Raw genomic sequence first — 12,971 nt, 5'->3', positions numbered from 1 at the left:
TTAGCAAATCTGATCTTTTAGATTGAAAATTGCCTTGGAAAAAGGATGAGCTGGATCTTCACATGTAAATAATTTTTTAGTTCCATATTTTGAAACATCACACATACATGGAATTCTTGCAAGTACTGGAACTGGAATTTGATCCTCAAAAGAAAATGAAGATACACCATTATTCATATTTTCGATTGCAAAACAACGCTTCTCAAGTGGTTTGTAAATCCCGTTGATAACGAGCTGGACGCCTCTGCTTTCCCCTGACTTAAATACTGTTATCACATATTCACTGCATGCAACTACATTTACAGAAGTGTAATCAACTCCTGGACTGGAATCCATTATTACCACATCAAACCCACTGGAAAAAAGTTTCTTTTTGCAGTCTATAAGTTTCTGAAGCGCCTGTGATTGCCAGCGACGGTCCTTTAAAGATATTTCCCGTATTTCAGCAATATCCGGATTAGAATATCCAACACACACTCTACCTTTTGTACCCATCTCTCTGGTAGCATCCACAAGAACATCATCAATTTCCTGCCTGCCTTCAAGAACACTGTTCAACCAGCAATCTTTAACAGGAAAGAGGCCACTGAAAAGGCTTGGAGACTTGAGATCAAGATCCAGAAGACAAACATTTTTTCCATCCATTGCGTAAGCATACGCAAGGTTCTGGGCAATACAAGTTTTTCCTGTACCCCCCTTTGAAGAATGGATTGAAATAGAGAAACTCATGCTAACATGCCACAAGGTCGTTTAAGATTTTGCCTATCTGCAAGTACTTTTTAATTAAGCGGGAGTCTCATCCTGCAGCAAGATATATATTAATTATCCTGGTTAATCTTAATCGCATCGATGAATATAAAGAAATATATTCTTTTTGTGATTATAAGGAGGATTGGATCTCAAAAAATACTTTTTTACCTTTCCTGAATTTACGTACATGACCCATCCTTACAAGCTGATTAAGATATGAACTTTCTACAGCTCTTTTCTTGGATGTTATTTTTGCCAGATCCTCTGCAGTGGACACGCCATTTTCAATAAGTGCAGTCGCAGTTGTCCGCAAATGATCTGGCAATGACAGAAGAGTCATCACATCAAGCCCTTCAGGAACTTCATCTGCCATATAAATGTGTTTCATCCTGAGAAGTTTGTCAAGTTTCTCATCAATGCTTTTGAGTAAAAATAGGATTTTATCTGTCTGTTCTTTATTATCCATGATAAAACCTCCTAAGAGTATTCATGTACTACATGGATACATAAATTTAACGTCTTTTCAAAGAATTCTGGACATATATGGACCTTTTAATCTGTATCCGAATTTCCTGTAATATTCCCTTGCACCAATGCCACTAATAACTGAAAGCTCACGATAGCCAGCAGCCCTTGCCATCTATTCAGCTGCTTTTAGCAACTCCTCCCCATAACCCCGGTGCTGCCAGTTTCCTTCCTTTGCTTCCTTTCCAGGTGGCACAAGTGAACCGTAAACATGTAATTCCCTCACAAGAGCAGAATGCTCGAGTTCCTTTCGGTGAGGATTATGAGGAAACCGTAAACGCAAAAATCCTATCAGGATATCCTGCCTCACATCTTCAAAGGAAATAAAGTGCTCAAGCCCGTCACATGATTTGTAGCTTTCTACCATTAGTTCAATGTCAGATGGAACTGGTTCCTTTCCTTTTAGCAGCTTGTGCCCAACTTCCCTGCATCTGATACATCTGCAACATCCACCCTTCTCTTCAAGTCTCTCAGAGGCAAGCTGCCTGATATTACTCTTCCTGACCCCTGCAAGAATCTGTTTTGCAGGGATATCCCTTTGTATACGCTGCAGCCTCACCCATTTTGGAAGTATTGCTTTTATGTCTGCAATCAGTTCGACTGCTTCGTCATCATAAAGTGGAGAATATTGCCCATTCTCCCACATTTTGTTAAGTTCGGTTCCTTCTGTCACAAGGGTTGGATAGATTTTGAGATAATCCGGCATAAACCTTGAATCCGTGAACAGTTTCTTAAAACCGCGTAAGTCCCTTTCACGATCTGATCCCGGAAGCTGGGGCATCATGTGAAAGCCTACTTTCAGACCACTGTCACGCAAAATGCGGTTTGCATTTACTGTGTCTTTTACCGTATGACCCCTCTTCATACGGGATAATATAAAATCAAAAACGCTTTGCACACCAAGCTCAACTTTGGTTGCACCTAGCCGGAGCATTGTGTCCACTTCATCTTCAGTAGCCCAATCCGGACGGGTCTCAAAAGTCATCCCGATGTTGCGCACGGAAGCAGTTTCATTGGCTTTCTGAACCTCTTCTAGCGGAACAAACTGCCCCCTTGAAAAGACAGTTTCTCGCCATTGCTTCCCCCGGTAATCATTCATAGCCTCAAGACAACGCCTTACAAACCACTCCTGATAATCAAAGGATCTGGAAGGCATAGTACCTCCCATAATAATCAACTCGGCTTTGTCAACATCATGTCCGATGTCTTCCAGCTGGGTAAGGCGGCCGTTCACTATCCTGTAAGGATCGTAATCATAACGTATAGCCCTCAAAGCTGCAGGTTCCTGACCCATATAACTCTGGGAAGACTTGAATCTGGAAGAAGGACCACCCGGGCATGGTACACAAACTCCATGAGGACAGGGTGCCGGCGAAGTCATAACCGCAATAACAGCAACACCAGAGATTGTACGCACGGGCTTGCGACGTAGGAGAGCTTTGACTTTATCCCGTACCTCCGGGGGAGCAACTGCAATTATATCGGAATTCCGGGGCAATTTCTTGAGGGACATCTCCCTGCAAATTATCAGTTTTTGGCGGTTTAACTGGGTTTTGTCCTCAATATCACCACTTAAGACCAGATTTAAAATCTTTCTGCATGCCTCTATGAATTTTTCATCTTCATCAAACATTAGACATCTCCGTGACAAGGGCTTCAAGCTGTATCCTGTCGCTGGCACCGCTGCGTATAAGCATATCTGCATCTGAAAGTTTCTGCATCATTGCCGCAATGTCCTCCGGCTGCAGGGTCTCTTCCCAGATAACCTTGTGAAGCTGACTTATTACTTCCACTCCTGACATACCATCATTGATAAGAAGAGAATCAATAACTTTTCGGGCAGCTAGAAGATCTTTTTTGAGAATAGTCCTGTAAAGCTCCCTCACACCTGCAGGAATGCTTTCCTTGGACGCTGTGAAAATCATTTCGGTGTCCACTTTTGAACCGGAGTTTTCAAGGGAGATGGTCTGCAGGATATTGAGTCCGCATGCAATATTGCCTTTGCATAGCATGTACAGGTAACCCCAAGCATCCTCATCCACATCAAGATTTTCAGCTTCAGTGACTCTTTTAAGGAAAGCTGTGAAATCTTCCTCCCCAACATATGTGAAGAAAAGTTCCAGACCCCTCGATCGCAGTGGCAAGATCAATCTTGAAGGCTGGGTTGTGGAAAAAACGAACCTGCATGTCTTACTGTAGCGCTCCATAATCCTCCTCAGGGCATGTTGCGCATCTTCCCTCAGGGACTCAGCACTGTCAATAAAAATTATTTTATAATCAGCATCCAATTGACCCATTGCAGCATATTCATTTACAAGATCCTTGAAAATTGAAATCACGCTGTACTGGATCTTCTTAGGATCATCCGTTCCGAGGAAGCGAATGAAACGTTTATCCCTTACAAGATAGCGTTTCCCCTGATCGAAAAAATCTGATGCGTTGAAGTAAGTGAGATTGCGTTCGTAATCCTTACCATACAACTCATTCGCAAGGGCAAAGACTGCTGTGGATTTGCCACAACCCGCAGGGCCATGGATTACAAGATGAGGCAAGCGGCCTGAGGTCACCACCTGACGAAGCATATCTACTGCATTCTTGTTTCCCACTATACCGTCAAGGGTTTGTGGTCGATATTTGACAGTCCACAGGTCCTGCGTAGCTTAACCCTCCTCTTCGTAAAGGACATGTTTAATCACTTTGCCATAAACCGGTCTTGCAATCAGCACACCAATCATAACGCCAATAATGGTTGTTATTGCAAAGCCTTTCAGGGCACCAAAACCCATTACCACAAGCGGGGCCATTGCAATCACCGTGGTAGCAGCGGCTGCGAATATGATGCCAAATGCACGGGAAATACGTGACAGATATATCTTAGTCGAAGGCAATTTGCCTTCATAAAGCACTTCATCTGTAATTATCACAAGGTGATCAATACCGGTTCCTATGGCTGCGATAATTCCTGCAATTGCCGGGAGGTCAAGCTGCCAGTTAATTGCAGAAGCAAATCCGAGAATCATTATGACTTCAGATAGGGAAGTCCCGACCATAGGAATAAGAATCTGTTTCTTTCTATACCTGCGGTATACCGTCAGTGCAACTGCTATAAGTGCAAGTAATCCTGCAATAACAGCCTCCATTTTGAACTGGCTTCCAAGTGCTGCATCCACCTGACCTGAGCCCATGAGTTCAACATTTACCGGAAGTGCACCGGAACGAAGGTGTATCTGAAGTTGTTTTGCCCGGTTTTCACTATCCTCATCTGAACCTGTGGATGCCTCCCATGCATAAATAGGAGTCTGCTGGAGTTTTGAAGCTGCAGATAAACTGAGCGGTGCACCATACACTTCCTCTCCATCAAGATACATCATCAGCCAGTGTGCATCCGGATTTTGGGTTGCTCCTGTTTCAATTGCCACTTTTTGTAATGCAAGTGCACCTTCCTCGCTTAGAGTAAATGGTGTGAACCATTGCCCGTCATGATAACCAGCTATTCCTACACTTGCAATGTCATCGCCGTAAAGTACATGTTTTGTTTGGTTGCCGTTGGTCTGGATTCGGATTTCGAACTTACCGGGAGTCAGTGCAATATCCTTGGCTGTTGTAAGATCGATCCCTGCAAAGTCTATGAGGATATACTCATCACCCACTGTCCTGACAGGAATATCCTTAAGCCCGAGACCATTGAGTTTGTCACTGAGAATGTCTTTGGTCAGATCGCGTGTCTCGGTCCTGACACCATCACGATAAAGTAATTCGCCAGATTCGTCGGAGAGTATTGAACCACCTACTGCAGCAAGAAGTGTATTAAGCTCTTCTTCACTAACAGCCGTGCGGATCTCATATTCCACTCCATCTTCGGTTGTAAACGGAACGACCTCGCAACCCAGTGAGTTTGAAAGATATGACACCATCAGAACCTGCTCAGTTGTGAAAAGTGTTACTACCGATCCGTTGCCTTCACTTGCAATTGAATACTCTCCCAGTCCCAGCAGATCCATTTGTGAATTGACTACAGGTTCATCTGTTACCATTACTATTGTAGACGTGCCAGCGGGTGTTTTAGTCACGCTTTGTATAGTGACATCGTAACCTGTTGTGGATTCTAGTAATGCTTCTGCCATCTGCCCTAAATTCGCATCAGCCTGAATTACAGCTCCCTGAAGTTTTACCTGAAGCCAAGAACCTCCTTCGAGATCGAGTCCATAATTGAGATTTGTATCAAACCCTTTATCTGCAGAATACCACGGATGTATTGCTACAACTGACAGCAAGAGAGCAAAGATGAAGATCCTGACTCTCCAGTCTTGCCAGATGGTTTTAGGATTCTGTTTTCCACCCTCGTTCATTTTTTCACCCCCCTGGGGTTCTTTGCAACATACCATTTCAAGATGCCTGTATTGAGCATCCATGTATTCATAATATCGGCCAGCAGTCCAAAGATGAGGACTATGGCAATGTCGGAGAGCAGGTTAATCTGGGAAGCTGTAGAGGTTATGAGATAAGAGAAAGTTGTTACAAAATACATTACCACGAGGGCTGCGAGGGTTGTGGTGGTCATGGTCAAGCCGGTATGCAGCGCCAGAGATATTTTTTCATCAATGCTGCCCCTGCGCTTGAGAACGCGAGTGGTAAGCAAAATGTCGCTGTCTACTGAATAACCTATAAGCATCAGGAGCGCTGCAACCGTTCCGAGAGATAATTCAATGCCTACAATAGTCATGAACGCGGCAGCTATCGTAATATCGGAGAGTGCTGAGAGAACGACCGCTAACGATGGTACAAATGTTCTGAAAATCAGGAAGACGACTATTGCCATCCCGATGAATGAGAAGACAAGTGCCTTCAGTGCCTGTGCCTGCAGGTCTGCGCCGTAAACCGCACCGATTTGTCGGATTTCGACATTGGAATAAGTATCCATCACACTCTGTTCAAGGGCACGCTGTTCATCGTTATCCATTGGACCAAATTGCATTACCGCACGCTCTCCGGCTTTGCGTACGTCAATCAGTGCATAAGAAGAGTAAAGTTCCTCAAGCTCTGATACGGAATCGTCCGTCTGCATGGAAATCATGGTACCTCCTTTAAATTCCATACCAAGATTCACAGGCGAACCTGTGGTCGCAAACAAAACCCCAAGAACCAAGAGTGATACAACAAACACTGTCAATGGAATGCCTATTAATTGCTTAATATCACGTCCCCGGACAAAAGCTTCCAGTTTATCTCCAAAACCAGCCATGACTATTATCTCCGATAACTATCACTAGATGTGTAAGTCCATAGCATTGCACTATATAAACAATTTCCTTATTGTACTGTAATCCACCAACGTTTAATAGTAGAGATGTTAGAAAACATAGTAGATTTAATCAAAACAAAGAAAAAACATGGAAAACCGGGGGGATTTGTCTTGAAATAGATATTATCCGGCATTATAATAGTGGCACTTTTTATACTGGGATCAATTATGGTAACCGATGCAGCCGTATATGTTGTTAACAGCGGCGATTCGATACAAGGTGCAGTAGACCGTGCAAATGCCGGCGACACCATAATTGTCAACAGTGGAACCTACTACGAAGCTGTTGCCTTAAATAAACCAGATCTTATTCTCCACGGGAATGATTCAGGAGATGGATATCCCACCATAGACAGTGGCGAATCCAGTGGAATTACAATTGAAGATGATGGATGTGTTGTTGAGAATTTTCATATTACAAAATCAAACTACGGCATTTTTGTGAACTCGGACAACAACATCATAAGAAACAATGATGCCAGTTTGAATGAAAACGGGATCTTTATGAATAATTCAAAAAACAATATGGTGGTGAGGAACACTATTAATTCAAACGGGATGTTTGGAATAATCCTGCAATTTTCCAATAACAATACAATTCTCGGCAATATTGCAACTCAAAACGGAGGAGACGGAATTGTGGTGCATGACTCTGACTATAATACATTTGTCGGCAATAACCTAAGTTTAAATGGTGACGATGGGATTGATCTGGTTTCATCAGACTATAATGTCCTTGCGGACAACATTGCTCAATCAAATAGTTGGTTTGGAGTCAATCTGGAGAAATGCAATTACGATCAGTTTGTTAACAACAGCATCGTCTCAAACCACGACTACGGGATGTACATTTACTACTCCACTAATAATATCCTGAAAAATAACAATGTCAGTTCTAACGGCTACTATGGATTTCGCCTACAATCATCGGATTATAATGAATTCATAAACAATACTGTCTGCTCAAATAAAGACACCGGCATATTGATCAGAGATTCAAATTACAATGTTTTTGAAGAGAATATTGTAAATTCAAATGCTGAAAATGCCTTTGAGATGGCTGGAAAATCGATGCATAATCTGTTTGCCAACAACACTGCCATCTCAAACGAAATGTATGGTATTTCTATAGAATATTCACACGACAACACGTTTTCCGGTAACATCGTATACGGTAACCTGCATGGTGATTTCTACGGCGATTCCTATCCCAATATATGGAGTACAGACAGCTCCGGTGAAATTTACGGAAATCTTTTCCAGAAATATATGGCAGAAAATTCCAGCGGAAATTTCGAGAAAACGGAACTTTACTACAAAGTAAATGGCGGGGAATGGATCAGATACAATAAAAGCATTGAATCTGAGTTCACATCTCCCCCAGTTTCTTTTCAAGATTGCTATTTCTATACCATTGAAGCTGATTTATCTAATTCCGATAGCATGAGTTCCAAAAATGCAGTCCTGTCATCAGAAGATCATATCTCCAATACTTCTGCCATTAATGACATTGATGAGAATACAATGGCAGAATTCGGGGGACTAACACTAATCCTGTCGGTTATGGCTGCATTTTTGCTGAAGCGCAGGAGTTGCTGAACAGTTTTCTTTTAGTACTAAATGATGGTTATTGAAGATAATTGAAAACGTACCTTTGGCTTATCGCAAATTCTACAAATGAGATTTGCTATGGAAAAATATCAAATCTGGGAACTTTTCAAAGTAACACATACAACATTGTAAAATTAACATTTGAGGATGTTGAAGCTATTTGAGATTTAATCTCCCTATGTCCGCAAATAAGCACTCAGTATGGTGGTCTAACAATGGGATTTGACGCAAATGCAATCGATGGCTGGCTAGCCATGGTATGGAAAGCAAATCCCTAATTAAAAAGACAAAAAATAATCATCACTAAAATGAATCATGTGAACAAAACTAATATTACTGAGGATGCTTAATTTTTAGCTTCTATTCCCAAATAATCAAATTTCCAGTCCACCAAAAACCAATATATATCTTACAACCCTCTCATAAGCTATGGATGAGAGACCTTCTATTGACGAATATTTCCTTGAAATCACAACTGTGGTAGCCAAACGTTCAACATGTCTGCGCAACCGGGTAGGTGCTGTTATCGTACGTGATAAGCAAATTCTCTCAACCGGCTACAACGGTGCGCCGAGAAATATGGAACACTGTCTTGACATCGGATGCATCCGTGAGATGAATAATATCGAATCAGGCACCCGTCACGAAAAATGCCGAGCAGTCCATGCAGAACAAAATGCTATAATACAGGCTGCACTTCACGGAGTTGGAATTGAAGGCGCCACTCTTTACTGCACGCATCAGCCCTGTATCCTGTGCGCTAAAATGATAATCAACTCAAATATTAAAAGGGTAGTATATCTCAATTCCTACCCCGATACCGATGCACTGGAATTTTTCAGCGATGCCGGGGTAGAAGTAGAAAATTTGCAGCCATCACACCTGCTTAAAACTGCGTAAGGCTTTCTTGACCACATCCTCATCGTCAGGCCGGTAAAGATCGGTAATTGTGACTTTTTGATCCGTGTGGAAGTTTAGACCTCTTACAATCACAACCGGACATCCACCATCACCCTCACCCATTAACAAATTAGCTGCGGCTGCTATCTCATCCACAACTGCCTCCTCGCTTATTTTAAGTTCCATCCCGAAAAGGTCATGTGTACCTTTCCAGTCCCGAAGGGGTTTAATGTGATAAACACCGATTGCCACGCCCGTTTGCCCTATTCTGAAAGCTCTACCGTTGGTATCAGTAATAATTACACTCACGTTTTTGCCTGAAAGCTTCTCGATCTCTTCACCAATCCTGCATGCACTGGCATCGGGATCCTCAGGCAATTCCACAAGTTTCCCGTCCTCAACATTAGAATCATCAATTCCTGCATTGATGCAGACATGGGCAGATTTGCTCTGCATCAGCATTATGGGATAACCTACGAGACACTCATAACTCCTGTCAAGGACTGCCTGCACAAGCCTTGGATCTCTACCTCCCTTTTTTCCAAGGCTAAGAGCCAGTTCCCCGGGAACAATGTTTTCAAGTGTAAATATGCGACCTTCTGCCTTTGCAACAATAGTGGATGCGATAACTACAATATCCCCCTCTTCAAGGACAGTGTTTTCACAGATCATCTGTGCAATGTTATCTCCGGGCTGTACCAAAGGCAGGCTATCAACCGTAAGAACTTCCATTTTCAAAGACTCAACACCTCAACTGAAAATAGCATCAGGAATAAATAACAGTATCTACAATTACTAAATGCGGCGATGATGAGAGTTACCCCCACCGAGTAAAGGATGACGACAAATACTGATCTGATGCCGCGAAAATAATTAAAACGATAAAAAATAAGAAAAAGATAAGAGATTATTCAATCTCTATCTTTGGTTTTTCTTCAGACTTGATCTTTGGAAGAGTTACAGTCAATACCCCGTTCTCAAGCTTTGCTTTTGCACCTTCATCTGTTACATTGGAAGGCAGTGATACAACACGTGAGAACTTGGAATATCTACGTTCTTTCTGGACGTAGCCTTCTTTTTCAGATTCTTCATCTTTTTTCGACTCAGCACTTATTTCGATGTATCCTTCCCCTACACGGATATCTACATCAGCTTTGTCAACCCCTGGAAGATCCGTTGTAACTATTACAGAATCTTCTTTTTCCTGAACATCCACAAGGGGGGCGAATACATCTCCGCCTTTCAACTCAATCGAAGGCATAAAGTCCTTAAAAAGGTGGTTTAAGTGATCCTGTGTCAGGCGGATCTCTTCAAGAATATCATTAAATGGCTCCCAACGGCCAACTTCCGGTACCCCTGTTCTGCGAATTAAACTCTTCATTAATACCACACTCCTGCAGTCTTCTAAGAACTGCAGCGAAAATTATGTTGTCTAAACTTAAAAATATTACGGTAGATGCTTTTTTAATTCGATTTCTCCAGTTTCATCAGAAGCTTTATCAAATCATTGCCTTCCACAGTACCCAAACATCCATTCGCAACACTTTTTTCAGTGTACTCGACAACTTCATCCCTAATAATATCTGCAGTCGACCAGACTACAAAAGGCACCGATTCCGGAGTATGGGTTCTTAGGGCAATTGGTGTCGGGTGATCTGGTAAGACAAGGACTATACAGTCCTCATCAAGTGACTCCACACCATCCAAAATGGGTCCAACAATCTTTCCATCAAAGTCTTCAACCGCCTGTATTTTGGCTTCAATGTTACCCATATGACCTGCTTCATCGGGTGCTTCAACATGCACAAAAACAGCATCATGGTTTTCCAGTGCTTTTAAAGCAAAAGCTACCTTTCCTGCATAGTTTGTGTCAATGTAGCCAGTGGCTCCGGGTACATTAAGAACGTCCATACCTGCATAAACCCCTAACCCTTTAATGAGATCAACTGCCGAAATCACCGAAGCTCTAAGCTCATAGAGATCATAAAACATAGGGAACTCCGGAGCATATCCCTGACCCCAGAACCAAATCGAATTTGCGGGTCTTTTTCCTTCCTCAATCCTCTGGGCATTAACAGGATGATTTTCAAGAACATCCCACGATGCTTCAATCAATTTACTGAGATTTCCGGAGGCGTCTCCTTTTGGCATGTGAGCTTTTACAGGTTGCCCCAGCACATCATGAGGTGGCGTACAGATACAGTTCACACCAAATGGGGCAACCATAAGATGGCGGTAGCTAAATCCCGGATAAAAATGAACATCTCCTCCTAGCTTCTTCTCCACTGCTTTAATAAGTTGAGCCGCCTCTTCACTTGAAATATGTCCTGCACTGTGATCGATAATTAGCCCATTTTCAATTGTAATGAGATTACAGCGAAATGCTACTTCCCCTTCCTTTAAACCGATGCCCATGCTTGCAGCTTCAAGGGGAGCACGCCCGGAATAATACTTTCGGGGGTCATATCCCATAATCGACATGTTTGCAACATCGCTCCCTGCGGGATATCCATCAGGAACATTATTAGCAAGACCGCATGCACCTTCTCTTGCCATTTTGTCCATATTCGGAGTGGAAGCCGCTTCCAGAATTGTTTTCCCGCCAAGGATGTCAATAGGGTGATCTGCCATCCCGTCGCCAATGAGTACTATATATTTCATACTACAACCATGGAAAAACTGCTATATATCTTCTGTTAGTACTTTAAAGTTAGTACTTTAAAGAATATATGAAGAGATGGGTAAAATGAAGCACATAATTCTGATAACAGCTTTTCTATTGATTCTTATAAGCATAGCCGTATGTGCAGCCATTGAAGATGAAACACCCATCCTGTATTATGAGACCGATGCTACAATCAACGATGTCTTCGACCTCCAGCAGGATTATTCTATAAAGGTTATGGACATTAACAGTAACAATGGCGACCTGTGGATACAGGTGTCCCTTGAAGGGGATGAAGTAGACAATGGTTTTGTCCGTGAAAACGACCCTTACGAATATATCCTTGAACTCGAAGATAATGAGGATGAGTGTACAAAAAAATACCTGATCGTGAAGGTATCTTTTATTGACAAGAAAAATTCAGGAGATGAAACAATCTCCAAAATACTGATTGAACAGTTCCTTGATCCGGAAAGATCCGATTCTGATTTCCTTATCTTGGGTTCAGAGGTTTCCGTGGAAGAAGGTGAAGAAAAAATACTTAAAAACGGATATACCCTCACATTCACTGATATTGACACCGACACTGCAACCCTTATCCTGAAAAAAGATGGCAATATTCTGAAAACAGAAGATGAAATCGAAGAAGGAGATGTCTTCAGTTATACGCTTGAGGATAACGGGGAAGTACACACCATCTTTATGGCTTATGTCGACACCATCTTTGAAGGTACAGACTCAAAAATCGTCATTCTTAGGAATGTTACCTTACGCAAGGACAGCGGAATAGATGCAGGCCTCAACATAGAAATATCGCTGAGTGACGTTTCCGCCGGAGAAGAAGCAATTATCAGTTACACACTTGATGAGGCTGCCTCCAGAGTAGAAGTGTTCCTTGACGGGGAACTAATAGATCATAGGAATAATGTGGATGCGGGGACCTACCCTGCAATTACAGGAAAACTTGATGCCGGTATTTATGAAATTTCCGTAAAAGCAATTACTGAGGAGGGACTGGAGGTTGAGAAAGATGTTGCTTTTGAAGTGAAGAGCAAAAAACAGACTGTATCAGTAGATGATATTGAGCCTGTTGTAGGCAATATTACCGATGTCATTAATGAATCCGGTATCAAAGAAGAGCTAAAGGGCATTCCGGGTTTTGGAGCAGTTATTTCAGTTCTTGCACTGGTATCAGCCATTATGTGGAAGCGCAGATGA

General features: G+C 42.3%; 11 protein-coding genes and 1 pseudogene. 3 read left to right on the top strand and 9 right to left on the bottom strand.

Features of this window, described 5'->3' with window-relative positions; all coding sequences use genetic code 11:
- The 6 genes and pseudogenes from PWQ49_RS01735 to PWQ49_RS01710 all read right to left on the bottom strand — a co-directional run bounded on the left by PWQ49_RS01735 (window position 1) and on the right by PWQ49_RS01710 (window position 6,517).
- Complete coding sequence (locus PWQ49_RS01735; RefSeq protein WP_300606952.1) at window positions 1-729, bottom strand: MinD/ParA family protein; 729 nt, start codon at window positions 727-729, stop codon at window positions 1-3.
- A 151-nt stretch (window positions 730-880) separates the two neighbouring features.
- Window positions 881-1,216 (bottom strand): transcriptional regulator, encoded by a 336-nt coding sequence (locus PWQ49_RS01730; protein WP_300606950.1) that lies wholly within the window; start codon window positions 1,214-1,216, stop codon window positions 881-883.
- A gap of 57 nt (window positions 1,217-1,273) precedes the next feature.
- A pseudogene (locus PWQ49_RS01725) lies at window positions 1,274-2,908 on the bottom strand (tRNA uridine(34) 5-carboxymethylaminomethyl modification radical SAM/GNAT enzyme Elp3).
- The gene (locus PWQ49_RS01720; protein WP_300607182.1) at window positions 2,901-3,923 is read right to left on the bottom strand and encodes an AAA family ATPase; all 1,023 of its coding nucleotides are present in this window, start codon (window positions 3,921-3,923) and stop codon (window positions 2,901-2,903) included. The pseudogene PWQ49_RS01725 and the gene PWQ49_RS01720 overlap by 8 nt, the downstream one beginning before the upstream one ends.
- Before the next feature lie 12 nt (window positions 3,924-3,935).
- Window positions 3,936-5,624 carry a preprotein translocase subunit SecD gene (locus tag PWQ49_RS01715; RefSeq protein ID WP_300606947.1) on the bottom strand — a complete coding sequence of 563 codons (1,689 nt, stop codon included), beginning with the start codon at window positions 5,622-5,624 and terminating at the stop codon, window positions 3,936-3,938.
- Window positions 5,621-6,517: a protein translocase subunit SecF gene (locus PWQ49_RS01710; RefSeq protein ID WP_300606945.1), complete on the bottom strand. Its 897-nt coding sequence runs from the start codon at window positions 6,515-6,517 to the stop codon at window positions 5,621-5,623. Before PWQ49_RS01710 ends, PWQ49_RS01715 begins: the two co-directional genes overlap by 4 nt.
- A 228-nt stretch (window positions 6,518-6,745) precedes the next feature.
- Here PWQ49_RS01710 and PWQ49_RS01705 point away from each other — a divergent pair, with 228 nt between their 5' ends.
- Window positions 6,746-8,176 (top strand): right-handed parallel beta-helix repeat-containing protein, encoded by a 1,431-nt coding sequence (locus tag PWQ49_RS01705; protein ID WP_300606942.1) that lies wholly within the window; start codon window positions 6,746-6,748, stop codon window positions 8,174-8,176.
- A gap of 441 nt (window positions 8,177-8,617) precedes the next feature.
- Window positions 8,618-9,088, top strand: a complete 471-nt coding sequence (locus PWQ49_RS01700; RefSeq protein ID WP_300606940.1) for a cytidine/deoxycytidylate deaminase family protein — start codon at window positions 8,618-8,620, stop codon at window positions 9,086-9,088.
- Here the strand turns inward: PWQ49_RS01700 and PWQ49_RS01695 are convergent.
- The 3 genes from PWQ49_RS01695 to PWQ49_RS01685 form a co-directional block, all read right to left on the bottom strand.
- Window positions 9,065-9,826 (bottom strand): coenzyme F420-0:L-glutamate ligase, encoded by a 762-nt coding sequence (locus tag PWQ49_RS01695; protein WP_300606938.1) that lies wholly within the window; start codon window positions 9,824-9,826, stop codon window positions 9,065-9,067. The genes PWQ49_RS01700 and PWQ49_RS01695 overlap by 24 nt on opposite strands.
- 169 nt (window positions 9,827-9,995) lie before the next feature.
- A complete protein-coding gene (locus PWQ49_RS01690) occupies window positions 9,996-10,469 on the bottom strand; it encodes an Hsp20/alpha crystallin family protein (protein ID WP_300606935.1) in 474 nt (157 codons plus the stop codon).
- Between the two features lie 83 nt (window positions 10,470-10,552).
- Entirely contained in the window at window positions 10,553-11,749 is a 1,197-nt protein-coding gene (locus PWQ49_RS01685) for a cofactor-independent phosphoglycerate mutase (RefSeq protein ID WP_300606933.1), read from the bottom strand.
- A gap of 85 nt (window positions 11,750-11,834) precedes the next feature.
- Here PWQ49_RS01685 and PWQ49_RS01680 point away from each other — a divergent pair, with 85 nt between their 5' ends.
- Window positions 11,835-12,971 carry an S-layer protein domain-containing protein gene (locus tag PWQ49_RS01680; RefSeq protein WP_300606930.1) on the top strand — a complete coding sequence of 379 codons (1,137 nt, stop codon included), beginning with the start codon at window positions 11,835-11,837 and terminating at the stop codon, window positions 12,969-12,971.

This window comes from Methanohalophilus sp. (genome assembly GCF_030156785.1).
In the GTDB taxonomy this organism is placed as follows: Archaea; Halobacteriota; Methanosarcinia; order Methanosarcinales; family Methanosarcinaceae; genus Methanohalophilus.
The sequence above is the reverse complement of the archived record's forward strand: the minus strand, read 5'-3'. Positions and strand labels throughout refer to the sequence as shown.

Excerpts from the sequence above, each read along its gene's own strand:
- PWQ49_RS01705 (WP_300606942.1), top strand. The coding sequence starts at position 6,746 with ATGGTAACCGATGCAGCCGTATATGTTGTTAACAGCGGCGATTCGATA.
- PWQ49_RS01690 (WP_300606935.1), bottom strand. The coding sequence starts at position 10,469 with ATGAAGAGTTTAATTCGCAGAACAGGGGTACCGGAAGTTGGCCGTTGG.
- PWQ49_RS01730 (WP_300606950.1), bottom strand. The coding sequence starts at position 1,216 with ATGGATAATAAAGAACAGACAGATAAAATCCTATTTTTACTCAAAAGC.
- PWQ49_RS01685 (WP_300606933.1), bottom strand. The coding sequence starts at position 11,749 with ATGAAATATATAGTACTCATTGGCGACGGGATGGCAGATCACCCTATT.
- PWQ49_RS01735 (WP_300606952.1), bottom strand. The coding sequence starts at position 729 with ATGAGTTTCTCTATTTCAATCCATTCTTCAAAGGGGGGTACAGGAAAA.
- PWQ49_RS01715 (WP_300606947.1), bottom strand. The coding sequence starts at position 5,624 with ATGAACGAGGGTGGAAAACAGAATCCTAAAACCATCTGGCAAGACTGG.
- PWQ49_RS01710 (WP_300606945.1), bottom strand. The coding sequence starts at position 6,517 with ATGGCTGGTTTTGGAGATAAACTGGAAGCTTTTGTCCGGGGACGTGAT.
- PWQ49_RS01700 (WP_300606940.1), top strand. The coding sequence starts at position 8,618 with ATGGATGAGAGACCTTCTATTGACGAATATTTCCTTGAAATCACAACT.
- PWQ49_RS01680 (WP_300606930.1), top strand. The coding sequence starts at position 11,835 with ATGAAGCACATAATTCTGATAACAGCTTTTCTATTGATTCTTATAAGC.